This window comes from Luteibacter aegosomatissinici (genome assembly GCF_023078495.1).
Classification (GTDB): Bacteria; Pseudomonadota; Gammaproteobacteria; order Xanthomonadales; family Rhodanobacteraceae; genus Luteibacter; species Luteibacter aegosomatissinici.
This window is the reverse complement of sequence record NZ_CP095742.1, coordinates 1,653,077-1,675,246: the sequence shown is the minus strand read 5'-3', so window position 1 is coordinate 1,675,246 and position 22,170 is coordinate 1,653,077. Positions and strand designations below refer to the sequence as shown.

The following is a 22,170-nucleotide window of genomic DNA, read 5'->3' as shown; positions in this document are numbered from 1 at the left end:
CGTGGTTCGCATTGTTTGCTGCTGCCCCGGGCCTTAGCGGCGATGGTAAGGGCTCGATGTTTCAGGACGCCGAGCTTATGTGCCCCTCTCCACCTTGGTTTCACCATCCCGAACGCCGCCTGCTGGCAGGAGTCCTCGGCCTGCTCTGGTCGGTGCTGGCTGGCGGCTGCGCTACGACGACTGCGCCGCCCGCAACTAATGCCATCGAGGAAGTCTCGGCCGCGCCCGAACCCGAGGCGCCCGAGTACATCCCCGTCGTGCGCTACGGTCGCTACACGCTGGTCGAGCTGGCACCCAAAGCAGCGCAACGCGACCTGCTGTTGCAGACCATCGACGTGTCCATGCCCGAAGATGCCCGCGCCACCGTCGGCGATGGGCTGCGGCATGTGCTCAAGCGTAGCGGTTACGGCCTGTGCCAGACGGCGCACGCGGTAATCGAGCTGTACGCGCTGCCGCTGCCGGCGGCGCACCTGCACCTCGGCCCCATGACCTTGCGCGATGCGCTGCTTACACTGGCTGGCCCGGCCTGGGAACTGCACGCGGATGATCGCGCACGGCAGATTTGCTTCGAACGGCCCGCCGACAGCGCGGCCGTCGAAACCGCATCCGAGCCACCCGCCGCCAAGGCGGTGCAAACGTTCCCGCTGGAGCCTTCGGTTTCGGGAGGCCAGCCATGAGCGCCCCACAGTCTGCCCGGCGCTCGGCCGCCGTCGTGGTGGTGGTGCAGAGCCTTCTGTGGCTGTGGCTGATCGGCCTCAGCGTCTTCGTAGCCTTGGGCTACCAGACCATGAACGACCAGGCCGACCAGGAACGGCTCGATTCCCGCCTGGAACGCCTGGATGCGCAGGCCGCGGGCCTGGCCGAGGCCATCGAGGCCATCCAGCGGCGTCCGACCGCCGCAACGGCGGCGGACCTCAAAGACACCCGTCAAGTCCTGGAAGCACGCGCTGCCCAGGTTGAGACAGCGCTGAGCGGCTATGCCGCTGCCGACGACCTTCAGGCGCTGCGCGCCGAGGTCGAGCAGGTCAAGGCGCGCCAGACGACTGCGCCTGTTCCGCGCGCCGCAGCACCCCTCCAGCCGCGCGCATCGAGCAAGGCCGCCGCCAAGCCCGAACCGCCCCAGATGCCGTTCCGCGTCGTCGGCGCCGAATTGCGCGCTGGCCAGCGCAGCGTGTCCGTCGCGCCGAGCAGCGCGGATTTCACGCCCGATCAGCTTCAGGTACTGCTGCCAGGTGACGCGCTCGGCCCGTGGCGTTTGCAGGCGGTCGAGGGCAACACCGCCGTGTTCCAGGCCGGCGACCAGACCCGTCGCGTGGCGATTCCCTGACCGGAGCACACCACATGAAGCCGTCGATCATCCTTTCCGCGCTCCTGCTGGCATCCGCCCAATTGCCCGCCTGGGCGCAGCAGCCGGTCACCGCCCCGGCCCGCAATGCGCAGAACCAGGAGCGTCCGCTGGTCGCCCGAACCCCGGACGACCAGGTAGCAAGCGACTGGGGCCTCCAACCGCAGGAATGGGCGCGCTACCGCGAGTTGATGGACGGGCCGCTGGGCATCTATTCGCCCAACCTGGACCCTCTGTCCGCCCTGGGCATCGAGGCCCGCAACGACGAGGAACGGCGGCGCTATGCAGAACTGCAGGTGCAAGTCGAAGCGCGCCGCGTCGAGAAGCTGCTTGCATATCAACGTGCCTACGACGAAGCCTGGCAGCGCCTGAACCCCGGCATGCAACGGGTGAACCTGCCTGACGACAAACCCAGCGTCGGTACAGTGCGCGGCAGCGGCCGCACGGCGGTGTTCGTCAAGGACGGCTGCGCGGCCTGCGGACAGCTCGTGCAACGCCTGCAATCCTCAGGTACCGAGTTCGACCTGTACATGGTCGGCAGCCGCCAGGACGACGCGCGCATCCGCGACTGGGCCAAGCGCGCACAGATCGACCCCACACGGGTGCGCGGCGGCAGCATCACGCTCAACCACGACGGTGGCCGCTGGCTGTCGCTGGGCCTGCCCGGCGATTTGCCTGCCGTCGTGCGCGAAGTGAACGGCCAATGGCAACGCCAACCCTGACGGCGCCGTTGCGCGCACTGGTGCTCGCTGCCGGCCTCTGCGCCTGCGCCGCCCAGGCCCAGGAGGTTCCGCCACCGGCCTACCAGCTTGCCGCCCAGCGCGCGGGCATTCCCTCGACGGTGCTCTACGCCGTGGCCTTGCAGGAGAGCGGCATCCGGCGCAACGGACGCATCGTCCCTTGGCCGTGGTCCCTCAACGTCGCCGGCCAATCGCGCCGCTATGCGACCCGTGCCGACGCCTGCGCCGGTTTGCAGCAAGCGATGCGCTCCACGCCGCACACGCGCATCGATGCGGGCCTGGGCCAGATCAACCTCGGCTACCAACAGCAGCGCTACGCCAGCGCGTGCGACTTGCTCGACCCGTACCGCAATCTCGCCATCGCCGCCGAGATCCTGAGAGAGCAGCACACCACCGGCGAAAACTGGCTGGTGGCGATCGGCCGCTACCACCGTCCTGCGGGTGGCGAGCCTGCCGCCCGCTATCGGCGCAGCGTGTCCCGCCACCTCGCGCGCGTGCAGGGCACGCGCTCAACCGCCGCGGTCCTCGCCGCGCGCCAGGAGACCTCCCCATGACGAAATCCCATCTGGCCCATCTCGCGGCGAAAGGCCTGCTCGTGCTGCTGGCGGGTCTGCCGCTGGCCTCGCGTGCCGGCGAGCCGCTGATCGTGGTCGAAGACCGTGGCGGCACGTCGGCGCTGCCGTACTACGAAGCCCTGAGCCTCCAGCCGCGCGCCAACACTCCGGCCCGATCGCCCATCCCGGCGACTCAGATCCCGGCCACGCCGGCGGATGAGGCCGCGATGCTGCCGATGCGCAGCGCCAAGCTCACGCCCGGCACCGTCGCGCGGCGAGCGATCGAGGCCCCGGGCCTGCGTCCCTTCGTGGTTGTGGGCGACGACGAGGCTTCCCAGGCCTGGTTGCGCCGCCATGCAGCCTCATTGCGCGAGCGCGGCGCGGTCGGTCTGGTGGTCAACGTCGAGACCGTGCAGAGTCTGGTGCGGCTGCGCGCCCTGGTGCCCGGCGTACCGCTTGCGCCCGTGTCCGGCGATGATTTGGCCGAGCGCCTGGGTCTGCGGCACTACCCGGCGCTGATCACGGCCACCGGCATCGAGCAATGAAGCCATGTCGGGGAAACAGCCGGTCGAGGTTCTGCTTCGCCCAGCGGTGGAGCTATATACCGTCGCGGCGTGTGCAGGCGCCGCGTTTCTGTCCCTGGTGGCCCCGTGGTCGCTCGCGCTGAGCCCCGCCATGGGCGTCGGCAGCGCACTGGCGTTCGGCGCCTACGGCGCGATCCGCTACCGCGATGCCCGCGTCATCCTTCGCTACCGACGCAACATCCGCCGCCTGTCGCGATATGTGAAGACCAGCAAGGACGTGCCGGTCAGCCAGCAGCGTCTGTTTGTGGGGCGCGGCTTTTTGTGGGAGCAGAAACACACCCATAGGCTCATGCAGACGTACCGGCCAGAGTTTCGGCGCTACGTCGAGCCGACGCCAGCCTACCGACTGGCGCGGCGCCTGGAGGAACGGCTGGAGTTCGCGCCGTTCCCACTGTCACGGCTGTCGAAACTCACCGGCTGGGACGTGCCTTTCAACCCAGTGCGCCCGCTGCCACCTGTGGGCGGACTGCCTCGGCTGCACGGCATCGAACCCGAGGAGGTGGACGTCAGCCTGCCGCTGGGCGAGCGCGTCGGGCACTCATTGGTCTTGGGGACAACCCGCGTGGGAAAGACGCGGCTGGCCGAGTTATTCGTGACGCAGGACATCCGCCGGAAGAACGTCGCAGGCGAGCACGAGGTCGTGATCGTCATTGACCCCAAGGGCGACGCCGACCTCCTGAAGCGGATGTACGTCGAGGCGCAACGCGCAGGCCGCGAGGGAGAGTTCTATGTGTTCCATTTGGGGTGGCCGGACATTTCCGCCCGTTATAACGCCGTGGGGCGCTTTGGACGCATCAGCGAGGTGGCGACCCGCATTGCGGGGCAACTCTCCGGTGAAGGCAACTCGGCGGCTTTCAGGGAATTTGCCTGGCGCTTCGTCAACATCATCGCCCGCGCCTTGGTGGAACTGGGTCAGCGCCCGGACTACATGCTGATCCAACGGCACGTCATCAACATCGACGCGCTGTTCATTGAGTACGCCCAGCACTACTTCGCTAAGACGGAGCCCAAAGCCTGGGAGGTGATCGTCCAGATCGAGGCCAAGCTCAACGAGAAGAACATCCCGCGCAACATGATCGGGCGCGAGAAGCGCGTGGTGGCGCTGGAGCAGTACCTGTCCCAAGCCCGCAACTACGACCCTGTGCTGGACGGTTTGCGCTCTGCCGTGCGGTACGACAAAACGTACTTCGACAAGATCGTCGCCAGCCTTTTGCCTCTGCTGGAAAAGCTCACGAGCGGCAAGATCGCGCAGCTCCTGGCCCCGAACTATTCCGACCTGGCCGACCCGCGCCCGATCTTCGATTGGATGCAGGTCATTAGGAAGCGGGCCATCGTCTATGTTGGCCTGGACGCGCTGTCCGATGCCGAGGTCGCCGCAGCGGTCGGCAACTCGATGTTCAGCGATCTCGTATCGGTCGCAGGCCATATCTACAAGCACGGGATCGACGATGGCCTGCCGGGCGCTTCGGACGGCGCGCGCGTGCCGATCAACGTCCATGCCGATGAGTTCAACGAGTTGATGGGCGACGAGTTTATTCCACTGATCAACAAAGGTGGTGGCGCCGGGCTGCAAGTCACCGCGTACACGCAGACCCTCTCGGACATCGAGGCCCGTATCGGCAATCGCGCGAAGGCCGGTCAGGTGATCGGCAACTTCAACAACCTCTTCATGCTGCGCGTGCGCGAGACGGCCACCGCCGAACTGCTGACCCGGCAACTGCCGAAAGTCGAGGTCTATACCACCACCATCGTCTCCGGCGCGACCGACAGCTCGGACATCCGCGGCGCGACGGATTTCACCAGTAACACCCAGGACCGCATCAGCATGTCCAGCGTGCCGATGATTGAGCCATCCCACGTGGTCGCCCTGCCTAAGGGGCAGTGCTTCGCGCTGCTGCAGGGTGGCCAGCTTTGGAAGGTTCGCATGCCGTTGCCGGCACCGGACCCCGATGAGGTCATGCCGCAGGATCTGCAACAACTCGCGGGCTACATGCGCCAGAGCTACAGCGAGGCCACGCAGTGGTGGGAGTTCACCAGTTCCCCGGCGCTGCAGGACGGGGCCTTGCCCGACGACTTGCTGGATGATGCTGCTGCGGCCGAACCTGGCCTTGTGGCCACCGACGACAGCGCCGGCAACGAGGCCTCGCCATGAAGGATGCCGCCTCGACCGCGCAGCGGGAGCAGAGCCAGCGCCAAGGCCTGATTGTCGGCACCATCACCTTACCGTTCCGGCTGCTCGGGGTGCTGATCGGCTCGCTGCTGTTCTCTATCGTCGTGGAGTGCGTCGGCATGCACCTGTTCTGGAAGGACCAGGGCTGGCGCCATTCCCAGCAGATGTTGCAGTACGAGCTGGGGCACCTGTCCAACCACTTCACGCGCAGCGTGGTCGTGCAGGAGCCGGGGCGCACGGCGCATGAGCTGGTGGATACCGGCTACGAATGGGTATTCGTGCGCTCGGGACTGCTGGAACGCATGAGCCAGACCGCCGAGCGCGCCCGTGCGCCCAGCCACGGCCAGACGCGCAACTTCCGCTATTACATCAGCCAGGTCTATGTCTGGACCGAGAGCTACCTGATCGCCGCGGCCTTCACGACGCTGACCTTCCTTGTGCGCCTGCTGGTCCTGGTGCTCACTTTGCCGCTGATCTGCACTGCGGCGTTCGTCGGCCTGATCGACGGCCTGGTGCGGCGCGACGTGCGCCGGTTCGGCGCAGGCCGCGAATCGGGCTTCATCTACCACCGCGCGAAAGCAAGCCTGATGCCGCTGGCTGTTCTGCCCTGGGTCACGTACCTGGCCTTGCCGATCTCGGTGCATCCACTACTGATTCTGCTGCCGAGCGCCGCCTTGCTGGGACTGGCCGTGAGCCTGACCGCAGGCAGCTTCAAGAAGTACCTCTAAGCCATCAATCCGGTCATCCGCGGGTTCCTATTGTTTGCAGCCTAAAGCAGCCCTGATCTCCACGATCAAGCCATTGCTGATCACACAGGAATGGCGCGATGGTGGCTTCAACCTGGCTGCGCGCCGCGCATCGCGGCGTGCCCACTTTTCTCGTGATGGCCCTCCTGCTGGGCCAGTCCCCTACGGCATTGGCCGAGGCCCCGGCGCAGCGCCAGGAGTTGGTCGCCGCGCTGCGCCAGCTCGACGCGCTGGAGCGCACCGTCGCCGACGGCGCCGCGCATGCCCCCATCCAGCCGGGCGAACGCTACCACTTCGATTACCCGCGGCTGCTGGCTGACCTGGCGCGTGTGCGCGCTGGCATCCAGGCCCACCTCACACCGTCGCGTGCCCAGCCGCGCGACCTCTCTGAACTGTCCGGCGACTACCGCACCGAGCGGGCCGCCTCGCCATCGCAGCCGACGACGACTGCGGAGAGCAAGCCATGAACGGCGCCCAGGTTTCGGCATTTCAAGCGAACAGCGGCATCGCGCCTTCCGCGATGGCGACCGTCTTGGTCGGCGTCGTGTTCGCGGTCCTGCTCGTCTGGGGCGTCTGGGCCATCCGAACGGCCTACGTGGGGTGGTCCGAGAGCCGCCTCAACCAGCGCCAGTTCCTCGGCGTCTGCATCCGCTTCGTCGCGATGTACCTCGTCCTGAGTTTCTTCCTCCTCTCCTGACCTGAAAGGCCTGACCATGCAAAACCGCATCCTCACTTCCCGTTTTGTCCAGCGCGCCGCCGTGGCCCTGGGCGCCGCCGCGCTGCCCGCGCTGTCGTTCGCGCAGGGGCTGCCGCAACTGGAGAACCCGACCCGCGGCACGGGCAACGGCATCATGGAAACGATCAGGAACTACGGCTACGACATCATCATGCTCGTGGCCCTGCTGGTCGTGGCGTCGATGTTCATTGGCGTGTGCTACCACGCCTATGGCACCTACGCGGAAATCCACACGGGCCGCAAGACCTGGGGCCAGTTCGGCCTCACCGTTGCCATCGGCGCGGTGCTGCTCGTGATCGGCATCTGGCTGCTCACCGAAGCCACCGGCATCCTGTAAGGCGAGGCCGGTATGTCCGAGCAGCAGCACGTCCGTGCTGACGGGACGGTCACGTTCCTTCCGCACCGGCTCAACCGCCATCCCGTTGTTGTGCGCGGCCTCACCGCCGACGAGCTGTGGATTTGCTGCGGCCTGTCCGGCGTCGCCGGCCTGCTGGTCGGTGCACCGCTGTCCTGGGTGTTCCGCACGATCGCGCTCGCGCCCACCTTCGTTGTGCTGGGCGTGGCCTTCGGCGTGTTCATCGGGGGCGGCATCCTGCGTCGCCTCAAGCGGGGACGTCCCGACACTTGGCTGTATCGGCAACTCCAGTGGCGCATCGCCACGCGCTTCCCGGCGGTGGCGGGCTGGGTGCGCGGCCATGTGCTGATTTCACGCTCCGGCTTCTGGACCACCCGAAGGTCTGTTGCAAGGGGGGCACGATGAGCCGCTTCAAGAACGAGATCACCCATCTGCAGGCGCACATCAAGACGCTTCGCCTGGGTGCTGGCGCGCTGGTCATCGTCGCCCTGGTCATGGGCGGCGGCTGGTGGAGCGCTCCGCGCGACCTGACCATCCACGTCCCGCCTGATCTGCGCTCCGGCAGTACCCGGAAGTGGTGGGAAGTGCCGCCCGAATCGGTCTACGCGTTCACGTTCTACGTGTTTCAGACCCTCAACCGCTGGCCGACGAATGGCGAAGAGGACTACGCGCGCAACCTCCACACGCTCTCGCCGTACCTCACCCCGTCGTGCCAGGCCTACCTGCGGGCGGACTACGACTACCGCCGCTCCACGGGCGAGCTGCGCCAGCGCGTGCGCGGCATCTACGAAATCCCTGGCCGCGGCTATGGCGACGACCCCATGGCGCGCGTGCGCGTGGTGTCCGACCGCGACTGGGTGGTGACGCTGGACATCACCGCCGACGAGTACTACGGCGCCGAGCAGGTCAAGCGAGCCCTGGTGCGCTACCCCGTGAAGGTCACGCGGGTGGACGTCGATCCGGCGCGCAACCCGTTCGGCCTGGCGCTCGACTGCTACGACGGCACGCCCCAGCGCATCAGTACGCCGGAGCCGACGCGCCCGACGCCAAGCGGCCTATCTCCGCAAGCGCCCCAAGGAGGAAGCACCCCATGAAGCATCCTGTATTCAAGCTGCCGGGGCTGTTGGCCGTGGCCGCCGCAGTGGTCATGTCCTCCGCTGCCCAGGCGGTGGAAATCCTGCGCTGGGAACGCATGCCGCTGGCGGTGCCCTTGAAGGTCGGCCAGGAGCGCATCGTGTTCATCGACCGCAACGTCCGCGTGGGCGTACCTGCGGGCGTCGGCGAGCGCCTACGGGTGCAGAGCGCGGGCGGCGCGGTGTACCTGCGCGCCAGCGAGCCGATCGAGCCCACGCGCCTGCAATTGCAGGACGCCGACACGGGCGCGCTGATCCTGCTGGACATTGCGGCGGAGCCAGCCAAGGACGGGGAAGCCGAGCTGGAACCAGTGCGCATCGTCGAGGGCAACAGCACCCCGGCGCGCTATGGCGATCAGCCCGGCGATGACAACGAAGCCCCGGTGCGCGCCCAGGACCAGGCAGGCGCGCGGGCGGCGCGACGCGAGACCCCGGTGCCGGTTGTCCTGACGCGCTTCGCCGCGCAGAACCTCTACGCGCCGCTACGCACCGTGGAGCCGCTGGCGGGCGTCATGCGGGTGAACTTGCGCCGCGACCTGGACCTCGGCACGCTGGTGCCGACGCTGCCGGTGCGCGCGGTCGCGCTCGCCTCATGGCGTCTGGAAGACCAGTGGGTCACTGCCGTGCGCCTCACCAATAGCAGCGGCGGCTGGATCACCCTCGACCCGCGCGTGTTGCAGGGCGATTTCCTCACCGCCACCTTTCAGCACGAAGCCCTCGGCCCGCGCGGGACGCCAGAGGACACGACCGTCCTGTATTTGGTGACGCGGGGGCACAGCCTCGCGCAATCGCTGCTGCCGGCGATCAACCGCTTCGATCCTGCCGCGCATCTGCCGCAGCCGGAAGCCAGTTCCCAGGACCTCACGGAGGCCCGCCATGCGCAGTAACGGACTCCTGAAGTGGTTGATGATCCCTGTGGCCTTGCTGGTGCTGTTCATCGCCATTCGGCTGTTCTCCGGTGGAAGCACGTCGGCGCCGCCCGCCGCGGATAGTGGTGCCCAGCTCACGCCGGAAGAAATGAAGGCGCTGGGCATTGAAGGCGATACCCCACGCGACACCGTGGCAACGCTGGTAGCGCAGGTGAAGCAACTGCGAACCGAGCTTCAGACCGCGCTCTCCGACAACAAGTCCCAGCGCGAGGAAAACCAGCGCCTGCGCCAGCGCGAGAACTCGATCGATCAGCGCATCACGTCCGCACTCGAATCCGAGCGCGCCAACCTGCGCCGCGACCAGCAGCAGGCGGCCAGCGAGCGCCAGCAGACCGAGGGGCTGCTCGCCGACCTGCAGCGCCGGCTGGACAGCATCGGCGGGCGCGGCGGCGGCCACGCCGATCTGCCGGTGGGCCTCGGCCTGCGCGACGGCGACGACGCCGGCATGGAGGGCGGTGTGCGCTGGGTGGAACCGGATGACGCGAAGCAGACCGATGGACGGGGAAGCAGCCGCGGCACAAGCGGCAACCTGAGCTTCCCGACGAGCTTCGGCCCAGCGCAGCGCACGCTTGAAACCACGGCGGAGACCGTGGCAAACGTAGGTGCGCGTGCCGCCGGGGTCACGTCCGCCAAGCCCGTCTATACCGTGCCGACTAACTCCACACTCATGGGATCGGTGGCGATGACGGCGCTGATTGGCCGTGTGCCGATCGACGGAACCGTCAACGATCCATACCCCTTTAAAGTCCTCGTCGGCCCCGACAACCTCACCGCCAACGGCATCGATATTCCCGACGTGGCCGGTGCTGTATTCAGCGGCACGGCTTCAGGGGATTGGACGCTTTCATGCGTGCGCGGCCAGGTGCGCAGCATCACCTTCGTTTTCCACGACGGGACAGTTCGCACCATCCCGGAGGACCGCGACGGTAACCAGCAAAACGACCAGCAACGCGACGGCCTGGGCTGGATCAGCGACCCGTATGGCATTCCTTGCGTCAGTGGGGAGCGGCGCAGCAACGCACAGCAATACCTCGGCTCGCAAGCCCTGATTACTGCGGCCGGTGCCGGCGTCGCCTCGCTCATCGACAGCGACAGCAGCCAGATGTCTTACGTAGGCGCCGATGGCTCCATCGGCAGTGTCGGCATCTCAGGCAACGAGGCCGTGGGCCGCATCCTGGCCGGGGGCGTGCGCGACATGGCCGATTGGGTGAACAAGTTGTACGGCCAGGCATTCGCCGCCGTCTATGTCCAGCCCGGCGCGAAGGTTGCCGTCCACCTCGAAAAGCCGCTCGCCATCGACTTCGATCCCGAAGGCCGCAAGGTCGATCACCGCGCAGGAGAAAGCCATGCTCTCGAACTTGACTAAGGGCCTGGCGCTGGCCCTCGCCGTCGCGGTGCTCGGCGGCTGCGCCACCAGCAAGGAAAAGCTGCTGCCGCACGGCGACAGCACGATGATGGACATCTGGCAGCAGAGCGCCGGGGACGGCGGCGGTGGCAACGGCCAGGTGGCCCGCAGGCAGTTGCTCGATGCACGCCAGAGCCTGCGCCGGCCGCTGACCGAGGCGGACGTGCAGGCCGCGCCCGTCGAGCAGATGCGCTATACGCGCACGGCGCGCAACGAGGTCTATCGCCAGTTCCAGCGCCTGCCCAATCCCGATCTCGTCATGTACGTGTACCCGCACCTGGCGGGCACGGACCCGGTGCCGGTTCCGGGCTATACGACGGTCTTCCCGCTGTACCAGCGCGTGCAGTACGCCATGCCTGGCGAGCGCGTGGAGGACTACTGATGCGCTGGAAGCTCCCCTGGCCGAAGCCCACCACATTCGGCGCTGGCGATGACGAGCAGCCGGACGGTTGGCAGCGCCACGTCGAAGCCTTGCGCCAGACCGGCATCCCCGAACCCGGTGCAACGGTCCAGGGCCGCAGGCCGGCGACCCTGGCGGACGAACAGGCGCTGTATGACGTCGCGCCGTCGTTCGTGGAGTTGCTGCCCTGGGTGGAGTTCCTGCCCGAGTCGAAGTCCATGCTGCTGGAGGACGGGCAATCGGTGGCGGCCTTCTTCGAACTGGTTCCGCTGGGCACCGAGGGCCGGGAGCCCGGCTGGCTCGCACACGCCCGCGACGCCTTGGAGAACGCGCTCCAGGACAGCTTCGATGAACTGGACGAGAACCCTTGGGTGCTCCAGCTCTATGCCCAGGACGAACCCAGCTTCGACCAGTACATGCAGACCCTGCGCGACTACGTGCAGCCGCGCGCCCGCAATACGGCTTTCACCGAGTTCTACCTTCGCTTCTTCGGACACCACCTGCGCGCGGTCGCGAAGCCGGGCGGGCTCTTCGAGGACACGGTGGTCACGCGGCTGCGTTGGCGCGGCCAGACGCGGCGCGTGCGCATGGTCGTCTATCGCCGGGCCACCGGGCAGGCGAGCCGCCGCGGCCAGACGCCCGAGCAGATGCTGAACATCGTCTGCGATCGCCTGTGTGGTGGGCTGGCGAACGCCGGCATCCAGGCCCGGCGCATGGTCGCGGCCGACGTTCATGACTGGCTGCTGCGGTGGTTCAACCCGCGTCCCACGCTGCTCGGGCCTGGGGTCGAGGACCGCGAACGCTTCTATGCGCTGGCACGCTACCCCGACGAGACAGAAGACGGCGAGATCGAGCTGGCGAGTGGGCGGGATTTCAGCCAGCGGCTTTTCTTCAGCCAGCCACGCTCGGACGCAGAGCACGGAACCTGGCACTTCGACGGCATGCCGCACCGTGTGCTGGTCACTGACCGGCTGCGCATGCCGCCTGGTACAGGTCACCTGACTGGCGAAACTCGTAAAGGCGATGCGATCAACACGCTGTTCGATCAGATGCCCGAGGACACGACGATGTGTCTGACCATGGTGGCGACACCCCAGGACATCCTCGAATCGCATCTGAACCACCTGGCGAAGAAGGCAGTCGGCGAAACACTGGCATCGGAGCAGACTCTCAAGGATGTGCAGGAGGCCCGCTCGCTCATCGGCAGCGCTCACAAGCTCTACCGGGGAACGCTGGCCTTTTATTTGCGCGGCCGGGATGAAGCTGAGCTGGACCGGCGCGGCCTGGACCTGGCGAACGTGATGCTCAACGCTGGTTTGCAGCCCGTGCGCGAAGACGATGAAGTCGCGCCTTTGAACAGCTACCTGCGCTGGCTGCCATGCTGCTACAACCCGAGCCAGGATCGGCGGAACTGGTTCACCCAACTGATGTTTGCCCAGCACGTGGCGAATCTCTCTCCGGCCTGGGGCCGCAGCCAAGGTACGGGCCATCCCGGCAATACGTTCTTCAACCGAGGCGGCGGGCCGATCACCTTTGACCCGCTCAACCGCCTGGATCGACAGATGAACGCCCATCTGTTCCTGTTCGGCCCGACCGGCTCCGGCAAAAGCGCAACGCTCAACAACCTCTTGAATCAGGTCACGGCCATCTACCGGCCACGCCTCTTCATCGTGGAAGCCGGCAACAGCTTCGGCCTGTTCAGCGATTTCGCCAAGCGTCTGGGCCTGACCGTGAACCGGGTCAAGCTGGCCCCAGGCTCAGGCATCAGCCTCGCACCCTTCGCTGACGCGCGCCGGCTGATCGAAACGCCGAGTGACGTGCAGACGCTCGATGCGGATGCGCTGGATGAAGACCAGCCGCCGGACGTCTCGGCCATGGAGGCGGACGAGCAGCGCGACGTGCTCGGTGAACTGGAAATCACTGCACGGCTGATGATCACTGGCGGCGAGGATAAAGAAGAGGCCCGGATGACTCGGGCCGATCGTTCGCTGATTCGACAGTGCATTCTCGACGCCGCCGAACACTGCGTGGCCGAGAAGCGCACCGTACTCACGCGCGACGTGCGCAACGCGCTGCGCACGCGCGGCCAGGACTCGACACTGCCGGAGATGCGGCGCGTGCGGCTGCTGGAGATGGCGGACGCGATGGACATGTTCTGCCAAGGCACGGACGGCGAGATGTTCGACCGCGACGGCACGCCGTGGCCCGAGGCCGACATCACCCTGGTGGATCTCGCGACCTATGCGCGCGAGGGCTACAACGCGCAGCTCTCCATCGCCTACATCAGCCTGATCAGCACGGTGAACAACATCGCCGAGCGCGATCAGTACCTGGGCCGCCCGATCATCAACGTGACCGACGAAGGACACATCATCACGAAGAACCCGCTGCTCGCGCCCTACGTCGTGAAAATCACAAAAATGTGGCGCAAGCTAGGAGCCTGGTTCTGGCTCGCTACGCAAAATATCGACGACCTGCCGCGTGCTGCGGAGCCCATGCTCAACATGATCGAGTGGTGGATCTGCCTGTCGATGCCGCCCGATGAGGTCGAGAAGATCGCACGCTTCCGCGAACTCTCGCCCGCGCAGAAGGCGCTGATGCTTTCGGCGCGCAAAGAGGCGGGGAAATTCACCGAGGGCGTCATCCTCTCCAAGAGCATGGAAGTGCTGTTCCGCGCCGTGCCGCCGAGCCTGTACCTCGCGCTCGCGCAAACCGAACCCGAAGAGAAGGCAGAGCGCTACCAGCTCATGCAGCAATACGGCTGCACCGAGTTGGAAGCAGCTTTCAAGGTCGCCGAGAAGATCAACCAGGCACGCGGCATCGAGTCGCCTGCCCTGGAACTGTCGTAAGCCGGAGAACACCATGGAGCAGAAGCGTCCTTCCATTCCGATACAAGTTCAGGCGTTCCGCCGTCGCCACGGGCGGCCCCGCTGGCTTTGGGCTTTAGCTGTTGCGCTGGTCGCGCTGCTGCTGATCTGGCTCGTGTCCCGGTCGCCCGGCGAACCCTCACCACAGTCGCCCACGCCGGTCAGCACGGCACTGATGTCCGGGCCGCCCTGGCAGATGGGCAATCCCGAAGGGCGTTTCACGCTGACGCTCTATGCCGATCTGGAATGTCCGTTCTGCCGGGAGTATTTCCCGCAGCTCAAGCGCTGGGTCGGCAGCAACGCCGACGTGGCCCTGCAATGGCACCACCAGCCGCTGGCCGCACATGAGCCGGCCGCGTCGGCCGAGGCGCGTCTGGTCGAGTGCGTCGCCGAAGCCGGCGGGCATGCTGCCTTCTGGCATGCCGTCGAGTGGGTCTATGCCCACACGCGCAGCGACGGCCAGGGATTGCCCGATGGCCTGCGCTACCCGGAATCGACGCCGGCCGTTGAGCAGTGCATGACAAGCGAGCGAGCCGATGCAGTCATCCGCGCCCAGGCCACGGAAGCCACGAAAGGCGGCGTGACGGCCACGCCGTCGCTGCGCCTGCTTGATCGCCAGACGGGCCAGTCCATCCTGCTGCAGGGGCCAATCGAAGGCGATGCCTTGCTGTCGGCCATGGACATGCTGGCGGCTGACGAACCTGCCGCCACACCTACCACCGAAATGCCTGCCGACGTTGTCGGCGACATGCCCAGGTAGCCCTGGTCTTCAAGGCTACGGCGCGGTTGCCCGCGCTGACCGATACCCGTTCGCTCCGCATCCTGGCCGCGAACAATCACCGCTGCGCGGTGGTGGATGCACCTCGTTCCCTTGTTCCTATCCCCAGGAGGGCTTGCCCTCCCAGGGCGTGCGCCCTCCGATCTCACCTTCCGGAGGTTCGCCATGTCTTTCGTCGTCAATGACTCCTGCGTGGAGTCGCTTTCCGCCGTCGCAGCCCAGCATGAGGACTGGATCATCAAGCAGGCTATCGCGTTGCTGGAGAGACGGATCTTCAAAGTCGGACCGTGCCTCAGCCAACCGGCCGCCGTGCGGGACTACCTGCGTCTAAAACTCGTCGCTGAGCCCAACGAAGTATTCGCAGTCGTGTTCCTGGACAGCACGCATCAAGTGTTGGCCTACGAGCCACTGTTCAGGGGCACGATCAATTCGACTGCAGTCTATCCGCGTGTCGTCGTACAGCGTGTATTGGAGCTGAAAGCCGCCGCAGTGGTCTTCGCGCACCAGCACCCTTCGGGTGCCACCGAACCGTCGAACGCCGATCGCGCGCTGACCCAGCGATTGCAGGCTGCGCTGGCACTCATCGATGTTCGGGTACTGGACCACATCGTCGTCGGCCTGGGAAATCCGTACTCCTTCGCTGAGCACGGCTTGCTGTAGCGCATCGCTTCATTGATCACTGCGGGGGCTTCGGCCTCCGTTTTTCTTTGCGGCGAGACAAGCAGGTATGCGGGGTGTCCGCGATGCGCATTGTTTGTTGGGGCTGCATCAGGTTCGGCGTTTGACTATGGCCCTGATCAACTTCCCGGGGTACGCGACATGCCGGCATCTATTTCCAGGTTCTCGCCGGGATGGCGAACCCTCGGCCTGGCCGTTGCGCTGCCGGTCGCTCTGGTCGTTTTCAGCCCGGCCACCTTCGCCGCCGACGTGCTGGTCGTCACCGACAGCCGGCACCCCCTCAAGACCGTGGGCGGTGAGCGGCTGATCGAGTTGGACGAAGCGCATCGGATCGAAAGGGAGCTTGCTGCCGAACTCCCCGCAGATCCCGAACAGGCTGCCGTCATCGTCAAGCGTCGGCTGAACGGTGGCGGTGGCGACCTCCACCGCCGCATTGCGTCCGCATACCAGGGCGTCACCGACGCATGGAGCCTGGGCATCACCAGCATCCCGGCCGTCGTCGTGGACAAGCGCTACGTGGTCTATGGCGAGCCGGACGTGGCCCGCGCAGTCGCGCGCATCGAGCAGCACCGGAGGACGCAGCCGTGACCCATCGCCCATTTGACCTGCTGCGCCGTCTGCGTGTTGTCGTGGCCTCGGTGCTACTGGTCGGCGCCACGAGCAGCTACGCCCTGAATACCGCCACCATCGTGTCTTCCGTCATGTCGCCAGACTGCCTGGAATACCGGGTGGTTGGCATCTGCTATTGGCTGTTCTGCTCCTGGGGTGGCTGCACGGTGCGCACGTCCATCAAAGTCCGCCACTACATCCCCGATGCGGTCGTCTCCAGCTACAGCAACACCGGCGAAAACCCGTGGATCGAAGTCCGGGCGATGAGCACACCCAACCCGTCGGCGCAAGCCGGCGGCGATGGCACCACGAACGAAGACCACGAAAACAACCTCGCCAAGTTCAAGAACGCGGACGTCATCGGCCACCCGGGGGTCGAGGTGTTCAACCAGTTCGTGTCGTCCTCAGGCTACTTCTGTGAAGGTGCGGGCACGGCGTTCATGCCGTACTTGCTCAGCACCCTGGACACGCTGGCCTGGCGCTACAACGTGCCCGAGATGGCCTACCCGGAAGCGCTGATTCCCGGCATGCGCGAGGTCGGCGCACGCACCACGATGAACCTCTGGGGCAACGTGTATCCCCGCGGTGGGTTCTTGCACCAGACCGACGACCACAAGGCCGGCGCCGTGGTGGCCCAGCGCGCAGGCGATGTCGTCACGCGCCGCGGGCAGATCCATGTTTATCAACCGCTGCTCGCCAACTCCCGTGATGGCTACTGGCCGGCTGGCGCGCTCATGGAGGGCGATGCCTCGACGGGCAAGTGGCAGGAACTCACGCCTGTCCTGTCCTCGTCCTGCGCGGTGTTTCCCCGCGATGGCTCCCTGACGCAAGCTCAGCAAGGCGACTACGCCTGGGCGCTCTGGCGGCCGTATGCCTGCTGCGAGCGCCGGGGTCAGGTGTTTCTCGGCAGCGTCGATTTCCTTTGAGGTGGTGCCATGAAGTTCCGTCCTGCATTCAATCCGTTCGCCCCCCGGGTACGTCGCACGAATATCATCCTGGCGCTGGCCGGTGCGCTCGCGCTGACGAGCGGTGTGGCCTTGGGCCAACTGGGCTATCAGACCGGCGGCAGTGTCATCGGCGATGACGTTATGTACTCGATCGGCGGCGGAAACGCCGTGTCGATGGGACGTGCGGCTGGCATGCGCTCTCTTGGGGTCGGCGTGGGCTGGAACAGCAACTTGATCTGCGGTGACATGAGCATCCAGACCACGTTGAAAAATCAACTCAACGGCGTCACCAACGGCTTCCAGCAAATCATGTCATCGGTGATCCAAAGCGCCACCAGCGCGGTGGCATCGTTGCCGGCACTGATCATTCAGCGGGCCGATCCGGGCCTTTACAACCTGCTTACCAATGGCGTGTTGCAGGCACGGCTCGATTTCGACCGTTCCAAGCTGACATGCCGTGCCATGGCGGAGAAGATGGCCGAGACGGCGGGCGGGCAGCTCGGCTGGAGCCAGATGGCAGAAGGCTTGGCGTTGCGCGATGCGGTGTCGAGCACGGATGCGGTCTCAGCCATCGAGCAGGCGGAGACTCGCCGCGGCAATGACGGTGTGCCGTGGGTCGGGGGCAGTAACGCGGGGGGCTCCGGCCAGCCCGCGATCAAGGTCGTCGGCGATGTCACTCGTGCCGGCTACAACCTGGTCAACGGCCGCGGCGTGACCGATACGTCGTCCATCGCACCGACCAGTTGTAGCAGTCTCTCGTGCCAGACCTGGAACTCGCCGCAGGCCGCCGTCGATTGGGCCACACGCGTGCTCGGCGAAAAGGAACAGCGCACATGCGATGCATGCACCAAGACCGAAACGACGCCCGGCGTAGGGCTGACGCCGCTGATCCAGGAAGAATACGACGCCAAGCTGCAGGCGCTCCAGGATCTGGTGTCCAAGGCGAAGAACACGACTCCCGAGAACCTGCGCGAAGCTGGCAGTGCATCGCTGCCCATCACGCGCGGCGTGATCGAGGCGCTGCGTGACGAGCCGGACCAGCACCTGCTGTCGCAGCGCCTGGCGTCCGAGGTTGCGCTGGCGTCGGTGCTGGAGAAAGCGCTACTGCTGCAACGCACGCTGCTGACCGGCAAGAAAGAGCCCAACGTGGCGGCCAACCAGCTCGCCGTGGAAGCTGTGAACCACGAGAGCGACACGCTCGATCGCGAGATCCGCAACCTCAAGACCGAGCTGGAGCTGCGCCGGGAGCTGGCAAACAATTCGCCCATGGCGATCATCCAGCGCCACGGCACGCGCGCGGCGGGCTCGCGTGGGATCTACGAAGGCGATCCGGTGCCTGACCGCCTCGATCAATTGCAGAAGGGCAATCCGGGAGGCCGGCCATGAGCCCGATGCGTGCCGCTTGGCTGCGCCCGCGCTGGCTGTTCAGCCGGCGCGCAGCGACGGCGCTGCTGTGGACGGTGGTACTCGCGGCCGTCGCCGTGGGCGCCAACATCGTTGGCATCTACCTCGTCGGAAGCGTCGCAGGCTGGGGGCGTTGGCTGGCGGCAACAGCGGGTTACTTCCTGATCTGGCGGCTGTGCCTGTACGGCGCGACGGCCTACGGCTGGGTCTGGATGCGTCGCCGACTGCTGGCGCGCGAGGACGACGCGCAAGCGCGGCGCCGCCTGGTGCGCAGCGAGATCGCCGGCGTCATTGCCATCGTGGCGCTTGAAGCCTGCCTGTTGATGCAGGGCTGAGGGGAGATCCGAGCCATGACGCTTTTCACGACCGACTACCTGGAGTACTACCTCACCCTCGTGTCCTGGATCGTCAACAACGGCATCTGGGCGGTACTGGTATCCAGCGGGGTATTCGCACTGCCCTTCGTGGCGATCATCGTGCAGGAATGGCTCAAGGCCCGTGCGGAGGGTGCTGACGAAGGCAATAAGGGCGTGCTCTCGGCCGCACGCATTGAGAACCGGGTGTTCGTCGCCATCGTGGTCGTGATGTTCGCCGGCATCCCCTTCATCGACGTGGACCTCAACACCATTCAGTACGACAGCTCGCGCTCGGCTCAATGCCAGGTCAGCGTGCCGCAGCCCACGGATACCGGCTGGTCCCAGTCCTTCAGCACCATCAACAACCAGAGTGCCAAGGTGCCGGTCTGGTGGGCCTTCATGCACGCGCTCTCGCGCGCCGTCACCAGTGCCTCGGTGGCAGCGATCCCGTGCGGAACAGACCTGCGACAGATGCGCATGGAGATCGACGCTACCCGCATCAACGACCCGGTGCTGGCTCAGGAAGTGGCCGATTTCACACACGACTGCTACGGGCCTGCACGCGCTAAATTGTTCATGGCGCGACCGGAGCTGGACGAAGCTCAAATGAACGACGTGACCTGGATCGGTTCGAGGTTTTTCACGAACACCGGCGGCTACTACGACAGCTACCGCTCCAGCACGGCGCGCGAGTCATGGCCCTATGACGACACTCGCGACGCAGGGCTTGCGCAGGTGGCCAGTGGCGGCGGCTACCCGACTTGCAGGCAGTGGTGGGCCGATGGCAGCAACGGCCTGCGAGCACGGCTGCTGAGCCAGGTGGCCCCCAGCCTATTGAATCGCTTGGCGGGCTGGGCCGGGTTCCTGAGCCGTACCGAGGTGGACGATTCGGTGGTCCGTACCATCGCCTCACCGCGACAGCAGAAGCTCAACCAGGGTTCGGTCTATACCGACTACGGCGGCCAGATCGACAAGACCCTGCCGAACATCGTGACGCGGGCCACGGGGGACGTAGGAATGGCGGTCGGGGCACTTGCCGCATTTCCCGCCATGGACGTGGTGCGCCAGGCGCTGCCCATGGTGCTTGCCTTGCTCAAGATGGCGCTGGTCATCTGCATCCCGCTCGTGCTGGTCGTCGGCACCTATGACCTGAAGACGGTCGTCACCGTCAGCGTCGTGCAGTTCGCGCTGTTCTTCACCGATTTCTGGTTCCAACTCGCACGCTGGATCGACAGCACCATTCTCGATGCGCTCTATGGGTGGGGCTTCGGCTGGAACCGGCCGCACACTAACTTCGATCCGCTGGTGGGGTTGAACAATGCCTTTGGCGACCTGCTCCTGATGTTCGTCATGGGCACGATGTTCTTGGTCTTGCCGGGTTTTTGGCTTGCGAGCCTTACTTGGGTTGGGATTCGGGCCGGACACGTCATCCAAGGGCTTTCGGATGGCAGCAAGAGTGCCGGCCAAGCAGGCGGTAAGGGCGCTGGGGCCCTCACCGGAGGTAAGCTGAAGTAACGCGGCGCCGGTCAGTCGTCGGTGTACAACTCGTGCGACGTATCGTTGTATAGGTTGGGATCGTAGCCCGGCGTCTTGCGCAGTTCGGTGAGGTCGGTGAAAGGCCACTCGTCTTCATCCGGGGTATTGGCAGCAGCCGCCCATCCCGCCACCACGACTCCCAACAACACGAGTGCGAACCAGAAGGCGACGTAGAGCAGCGCGCCCAGCACAGCCAGCTTGACCGCCCACAGCAGCACTGTGGCACCAACCAAAGGCACCCCTTTGGCCATCAACCAATTCGATACCCGCCGTTCGCCACGCGCATAGGCACGCCATCCACGGCCAAATGCGCGGCCGATACGTTCTGCGGTGCTGATGCGGGTTGTCGTGTTCATGGTCATCACCTGCTACAAGGGGTGGACTTGCTCCAGTCTGTTCCAATCGGTTCTGCTTCTGGCTTCAATGTGTTCTCTATCTGGTTCAGGACGCTTCGTCATCAAGTTCTACTGGGCCTGGGTCAGGTCCCACGCCGACGCGATAGGTGGCTACGAAACGCGGCCAATCCACATGGTCAACCAGGTCGATGTCCTCGATGACGCTGACCTTCGTTCCCGCACGCTCGAACAGGGCGATGCTCGTGGCGGGATAGTTGTTGCGCGACGGATAGAGCACCCCGTCGAACAGTGGCTGGCCGTCGTCACCGAGCAGCGCATGCACCTGGGCGGACACGTGCTGGGTGTGCCTGTAGTCGCGGCTGGCCAACTGCTCCAGATTCAGGCCGAAGTAGCCCGCCATGACGCCCGGCGCCGTGAGATCGGCCAGGCGCAGGTCGCGCAAGACGCCCACGGCACGCACCATTCGGCTCTGGACTTCTTTCAGCGCGATCGAGCGCTTCGTGTCCGCGAGCCACTGGTGCTTGTGAAACACCGACTCCATCAGCGCCGTCGGCAAGTCGCGGCCCAGGTAGAGCACGCCGTAGGCCCGCGCCGGGTCATCGTAGCGATTGGTGCTGCTGCGTCCATAGTACAGCGGGCTGCCCCGATAGGCGATGCGGCTCACATGCTGGAGCAGTTCACCGGCATCGATCAGGAACGGAGGCAGCTCGTGGCTCATGGCGGTCTCGCTTCAATGCACCTGAACGCCCAGCACGTTGAACACGGCCCCGGCCACGTCGTCGATCGTGCCATGCGTCACCGCATCCACCGGCGAGCGACCGCCCAGGCCTTCGAGCGGTTCGGACAGCGCGCGGTAGATCGTCCAGTTGTCGATGCCCTCGACCTCCTGGAGCACGGTCTGCGTCAACTGCTGCTTCACCGGGTCGAGTTGCCAGTCGGGCAGCTTCTGGCCGCGCGGCCCCACGTTCAGCGCCAGCAGCCGACGGGCAACGATGTCCTTGTAAATCTGCGCGCGCGACTTATCCGCCAATTTGGCGAACTCGGGGATCGGCAGGTTGTGCGGCTGGCCGAAGGCTTCCAGCAACACGGCGCGGCCACGCTGGATGTCAGTTTCGCCAGGTGCCCAGCGCGTCTCGGCGCGCAGCGCCGCCGTCTTGCGCTTCAAAGCCTGCTCCACCGTTTCGCCTTCGAGGCTGGCAGGCAGTTTCACCGCCTCCACACGCTCGTGAATGAACGCCTGCAACTCGGCCGCGAAAGCCGGCGCATCCCGGATTTCAACGGTACCCGCGAAACGGCGCACATCCTCCACGGTGACGCGCGGCAGACGGTCGGCAATGAATTCAATGGCGGTGGGCATGATCATCTCCCAGGTAGGTTTGAGACAGGATTTACTCTAGTCTCCTTTGTCTCTCTTGTCAACTTGGTCTCCTGATCGGGAGCCAACCTGCCAGGGGTAGCGTCCCCGCAGCATAGGCCGAGGCCAGCGCCGGGTCCCCCTCCAATCCATTCGTGCGGGTTCCACATTGACGCTGGAGCCGCAAC

The 22,170-nt window shown here is 65.9% G+C and carries 26 protein-coding genes; 23 read left to right on the top strand and 3 right to left on the bottom strand.

Annotated elements, in window-relative coordinates; all coding sequences use genetic code 11:
• The first annotated feature begins 77 nt into the window (after positions 1–77).
• The 23 genes from pilL2 (at position 78) to L2Y97_RS07385 (ending at position 20,251) form a co-directional block, all read left to right on the top strand.
• Positions 78–677, top strand: coding sequence for a PFGI-1 class ICE element type IV pilus protein PilL2 (gene pilL2, locus L2Y97_RS07495; protein WP_247436735.1), 600 nt, complete (start codon positions 78–80; stop codon positions 675–677).
• The gene (locus L2Y97_RS07490) at positions 674–1,327 is read left to right on the top strand and encodes a hypothetical protein (RefSeq protein WP_247434929.1); all 654 of its coding nucleotides are present in this window, start codon (positions 674–676) and stop codon (positions 1,325–1,327) included. The genes pilL2 and L2Y97_RS07490 overlap by 4 nt, the downstream gene beginning before the upstream one ends.
• A gap of 14 nt (positions 1,328–1,341) precedes the next feature.
• Positions 1,342–2,067 (top strand): TIGR03759 family integrating conjugative element protein, encoded by a 726-nt coding sequence (locus tag L2Y97_RS07485; protein WP_020207151.1) that lies wholly within the window; start codon positions 1,342–1,344, stop codon positions 2,065–2,067.
• Positions 2,049–2,639 (top strand): transglycosylase SLT domain-containing protein, encoded by a 591-nt coding sequence (locus L2Y97_RS07480; protein ID WP_242558338.1) that lies wholly within the window; start codon positions 2,049–2,051, stop codon positions 2,637–2,639. Before L2Y97_RS07485 ends, L2Y97_RS07480 begins: the two co-directional genes overlap by 19 nt.
• Positions 2,636–3,184, top strand: a complete 549-nt coding sequence (locus L2Y97_RS07475) for an integrating conjugative element protein (RefSeq protein ID WP_242558337.1) — start codon at positions 2,636–2,638, stop codon at positions 3,182–3,184. Before L2Y97_RS07480 ends, L2Y97_RS07475 begins: the two co-directional genes overlap by 4 nt.
• Positions 3,185–3,188: 4 nt before the next feature.
• Positions 3,189–5,375, top strand: a complete 2,187-nt coding sequence (gene traD / locus L2Y97_RS07470; RefSeq protein ID WP_247434928.1) for a type IV conjugative transfer system coupling protein TraD — start codon at positions 3,189–3,191, stop codon at positions 5,373–5,375.
• Positions 5,372–6,121: a TIGR03747 family integrating conjugative element membrane protein gene (locus L2Y97_RS07465; protein ID WP_247434927.1), complete on the top strand. Its 750-nt coding sequence runs from the start codon at positions 5,372–5,374 to the stop codon at positions 6,119–6,121. Before traD ends, L2Y97_RS07465 begins: the two co-directional genes overlap by 4 nt.
• A gap of 98 nt (positions 6,122–6,219) precedes the next feature.
• Positions 6,220–6,606: an integrative conjugative element protein, RAQPRD family gene (locus L2Y97_RS07460; RefSeq protein WP_020207137.1), complete on the top strand. Its 387-nt coding sequence runs from the start codon at positions 6,220–6,222 to the stop codon at positions 6,604–6,606.
• The gene (locus L2Y97_RS07455) at positions 6,603–6,836 is read left to right on the top strand and encodes a TIGR03758 family integrating conjugative element protein (RefSeq protein ID WP_003050225.1); all 234 of its coding nucleotides are present in this window, start codon (positions 6,603–6,605) and stop codon (positions 6,834–6,836) included. Before L2Y97_RS07460 ends, L2Y97_RS07455 begins: the two co-directional genes overlap by 4 nt.
• Positions 6,837–6,852: 16 nt before the next feature.
• Positions 6,853–7,212 carry a TIGR03745 family integrating conjugative element membrane protein gene (locus L2Y97_RS07450; protein WP_027015295.1) on the top strand — a complete coding sequence of 120 codons (360 nt, stop codon included), beginning with the start codon at positions 6,853–6,855 and terminating at the stop codon, positions 7,210–7,212.
• A 12-nt stretch (positions 7,213–7,224) separates the two neighbouring features.
• Positions 7,225–7,635: a TIGR03750 family conjugal transfer protein gene (locus L2Y97_RS07445; RefSeq protein ID WP_242558334.1), complete on the top strand. Its 411-nt coding sequence runs from the start codon at positions 7,225–7,227 to the stop codon at positions 7,633–7,635.
• Entirely contained in the window at positions 7,632–8,324 is a 693-nt protein-coding gene (locus tag L2Y97_RS07440; RefSeq protein WP_247434925.1) for a PFL_4703 family integrating conjugative element protein, read from the top strand. Before L2Y97_RS07445 ends, L2Y97_RS07440 begins: the two co-directional genes overlap by 4 nt.
• 53 nt (positions 8,325–8,377) lie before the next feature.
• Positions 8,378–9,250 (top strand): TIGR03749 family integrating conjugative element protein, encoded by an 873-nt coding sequence (locus L2Y97_RS07435; protein ID WP_425492851.1) that lies wholly within the window; start codon positions 8,378–8,380, stop codon positions 9,248–9,250.
• Positions 9,240–10,658 carry a TIGR03752 family integrating conjugative element protein gene (locus L2Y97_RS07430; protein WP_247434921.1) on the top strand — a complete coding sequence of 473 codons (1,419 nt, stop codon included), beginning with the start codon at positions 9,240–9,242 and terminating at the stop codon, positions 10,656–10,658. The genes L2Y97_RS07435 and L2Y97_RS07430 overlap by 11 nt, the downstream gene beginning before the upstream one ends.
• Positions 10,639–11,079, top strand: a complete 441-nt coding sequence (locus L2Y97_RS07425) for a TIGR03751 family conjugal transfer lipoprotein (protein ID WP_247434920.1) — start codon at positions 10,639–10,641, stop codon at positions 11,077–11,079. The genes L2Y97_RS07430 and L2Y97_RS07425 overlap by 20 nt, the downstream gene beginning before the upstream one ends.
• The gene (locus tag L2Y97_RS07420) at positions 11,079–13,946 is read left to right on the top strand and encodes a conjugative transfer ATPase (protein ID WP_247434918.1); all 2,868 of its coding nucleotides are present in this window, start codon (positions 11,079–11,081) and stop codon (positions 13,944–13,946) included. The genes L2Y97_RS07425 and L2Y97_RS07420 overlap by 1 nt, the downstream gene beginning before the upstream one ends.
• A 13-nt stretch (positions 13,947–13,959) precedes the next feature.
• Positions 13,960–14,724: a DsbA family protein gene (locus L2Y97_RS07415; RefSeq protein WP_242558329.1), complete on the top strand. Its 765-nt coding sequence runs from the start codon at positions 13,960–13,962 to the stop codon at positions 14,722–14,724.
• Positions 14,725–14,907: 183 nt separating this feature from the next.
• Positions 14,908–15,402: a RadC family protein gene (gene radC, locus L2Y97_RS07410; protein ID WP_247434916.1), complete on the top strand. Its 495-nt coding sequence runs from the start codon at positions 14,908–14,910 to the stop codon at positions 15,400–15,402.
• Positions 15,403–15,561: 159 nt separating this feature from the next.
• On the top strand, positions 15,562–16,008 hold the full coding sequence (locus tag L2Y97_RS07405; RefSeq protein WP_247434914.1) for a TIGR03757 family integrating conjugative element protein: 447 nt from the start codon (positions 15,562–15,564) through the stop codon (positions 16,006–16,008).
• The gene (locus tag L2Y97_RS07400) at positions 16,005–16,955 is read left to right on the top strand and encodes a TIGR03756 family integrating conjugative element protein (protein ID WP_247434912.1); all 951 of its coding nucleotides are present in this window, start codon (positions 16,005–16,007) and stop codon (positions 16,953–16,955) included. The genes L2Y97_RS07405 and L2Y97_RS07400 overlap by 4 nt, the downstream gene beginning before the upstream one ends.
• 9 nt (positions 16,956–16,964) lie before the next feature.
• Entirely contained in the window at positions 16,965–18,362 is a 1,398-nt protein-coding gene (locus tag L2Y97_RS07395; protein ID WP_247434910.1) for an integrating conjugative element protein, read from the top strand.
• Positions 18,363–18,367: 5 nt separating this feature from the next.
• Positions 18,368–18,715: a hypothetical protein gene (locus tag L2Y97_RS07390; protein ID WP_425492850.1), complete on the top strand. Its 348-nt coding sequence runs from the start codon at positions 18,368–18,370 to the stop codon at positions 18,713–18,715.
• Positions 18,716–18,730: 15 nt separating this feature from the next.
• A complete protein-coding gene (locus L2Y97_RS07385; RefSeq protein WP_242558325.1) occupies positions 18,731–20,251 on the top strand; it encodes a conjugal transfer protein TraG N-terminal domain-containing protein in 1,521 nt (506 codons plus the stop codon).
• A gap of 11 nt (positions 20,252–20,262) precedes the next feature.
• Here L2Y97_RS07385 and L2Y97_RS07380 read toward each other — a convergent pair whose 3' ends face one another.
• From L2Y97_RS07380 to L2Y97_RS07370, 3 genes are all read right to left on the bottom strand, one after another.
• Entirely contained in the window at positions 20,263–20,628 is a 366-nt protein-coding gene (locus L2Y97_RS07380) for a DUF3742 family protein (RefSeq protein WP_247434907.1), read from the bottom strand.
• A gap of 85 nt (positions 20,629–20,713) precedes the next feature.
• Positions 20,714–21,346 carry an RES family NAD+ phosphorylase gene (locus tag L2Y97_RS07375; RefSeq protein ID WP_247434905.1) on the bottom strand — a complete coding sequence of 211 codons (633 nt, stop codon included), beginning with the start codon at positions 21,344–21,346 and terminating at the stop codon, positions 20,714–20,716.
• A gap of 12 nt (positions 21,347–21,358) precedes the next feature.
• Positions 21,359–21,985, bottom strand: coding sequence for an integrase (locus L2Y97_RS07370; RefSeq protein ID WP_247434903.1), 627 nt, complete (start codon positions 21,983–21,985; stop codon positions 21,359–21,361).
• Positions 21,986–22,170: the final 185 nt, after the last annotated feature.

Coding starts and splice junctions, on each gene's coding strand:
- pilL2 (WP_247436735.1), top strand. CDS start 78: ATGTGCCCCTCTCCACCTTGGTTTCACCATCCCGAACGCCGCCTGCTG.
- L2Y97_RS07490 (WP_247434929.1), top strand. CDS start 674: ATGAGCGCCCCACAGTCTGCCCGGCGCTCGGCCGCCGTCGTGGTGGTG.
- L2Y97_RS07485 (WP_020207151.1), top strand. CDS start 1,342: ATGAAGCCGTCGATCATCCTTTCCGCGCTCCTGCTGGCATCCGCCCAA.
- L2Y97_RS07480 (WP_242558338.1), top strand. CDS start 2,049: ATGGCAACGCCAACCCTGACGGCGCCGTTGCGCGCACTGGTGCTCGCT.
- L2Y97_RS07475 (WP_242558337.1), top strand. CDS start 2,636: ATGACGAAATCCCATCTGGCCCATCTCGCGGCGAAAGGCCTGCTCGTG.
- traD (WP_247434928.1), top strand. CDS start 3,189: ATGTCGGGGAAACAGCCGGTCGAGGTTCTGCTTCGCCCAGCGGTGGAG.
- L2Y97_RS07465 (WP_247434927.1), top strand. CDS start 5,372: ATGAAGGATGCCGCCTCGACCGCGCAGCGGGAGCAGAGCCAGCGCCAA.
- L2Y97_RS07460 (WP_020207137.1), top strand. CDS start 6,220: ATGGTGGCTTCAACCTGGCTGCGCGCCGCGCATCGCGGCGTGCCCACT.
- L2Y97_RS07455 (WP_003050225.1), top strand. CDS start 6,603: ATGAACGGCGCCCAGGTTTCGGCATTTCAAGCGAACAGCGGCATCGCG.
- L2Y97_RS07450 (WP_027015295.1), top strand. CDS start 6,853: ATGCAAAACCGCATCCTCACTTCCCGTTTTGTCCAGCGCGCCGCCGTG.
- L2Y97_RS07445 (WP_242558334.1), top strand. CDS start 7,225: ATGTCCGAGCAGCAGCACGTCCGTGCTGACGGGACGGTCACGTTCCTT.
- L2Y97_RS07440 (WP_247434925.1), top strand. CDS start 7,632: ATGAGCCGCTTCAAGAACGAGATCACCCATCTGCAGGCGCACATCAAG.
- L2Y97_RS07435 (WP_425492851.1), top strand. CDS start 8,378: ATGTCCTCCGCTGCCCAGGCGGTGGAAATCCTGCGCTGGGAACGCATG.
- L2Y97_RS07430 (WP_247434921.1), top strand. CDS start 9,240: ATGCGCAGTAACGGACTCCTGAAGTGGTTGATGATCCCTGTGGCCTTG.
- L2Y97_RS07425 (WP_247434920.1), top strand. CDS start 10,639: ATGCTCTCGAACTTGACTAAGGGCCTGGCGCTGGCCCTCGCCGTCGCG.
- L2Y97_RS07420 (WP_247434918.1), top strand. CDS start 11,079: ATGCGCTGGAAGCTCCCCTGGCCGAAGCCCACCACATTCGGCGCTGGC.
- L2Y97_RS07415 (WP_242558329.1), top strand. CDS start 13,960: ATGGAGCAGAAGCGTCCTTCCATTCCGATACAAGTTCAGGCGTTCCGC.
- radC (WP_247434916.1), top strand. CDS start 14,908: ATGTCTTTCGTCGTCAATGACTCCTGCGTGGAGTCGCTTTCCGCCGTC.
- L2Y97_RS07405 (WP_247434914.1), top strand. CDS start 15,562: ATGCCGGCATCTATTTCCAGGTTCTCGCCGGGATGGCGAACCCTCGGC.
- L2Y97_RS07395 (WP_247434910.1), top strand. CDS start 16,965: ATGAAGTTCCGTCCTGCATTCAATCCGTTCGCCCCCCGGGTACGTCGC.
- L2Y97_RS07390 (WP_425492850.1), top strand. CDS start 18,368: ATGCGTGCCGCTTGGCTGCGCCCGCGCTGGCTGTTCAGCCGGCGCGCA.
- L2Y97_RS07385 (WP_242558325.1), top strand. CDS start 18,731: ATGACGCTTTTCACGACCGACTACCTGGAGTACTACCTCACCCTCGTG.
- L2Y97_RS07380 (WP_247434907.1), bottom strand. CDS start 20,628: ATGAACACGACAACCCGCATCAGCACCGCAGAACGTATCGGCCGCGCA.
- L2Y97_RS07375 (WP_247434905.1), bottom strand. CDS start 21,346: ATGAGCCACGAGCTGCCTCCGTTCCTGATCGATGCCGGTGAACTGCTC.
- L2Y97_RS07370 (WP_247434903.1), bottom strand. CDS start 21,985: ATGCCCACCGCCATTGAATTCATTGCCGACCGTCTGCCGCGCGTCACC.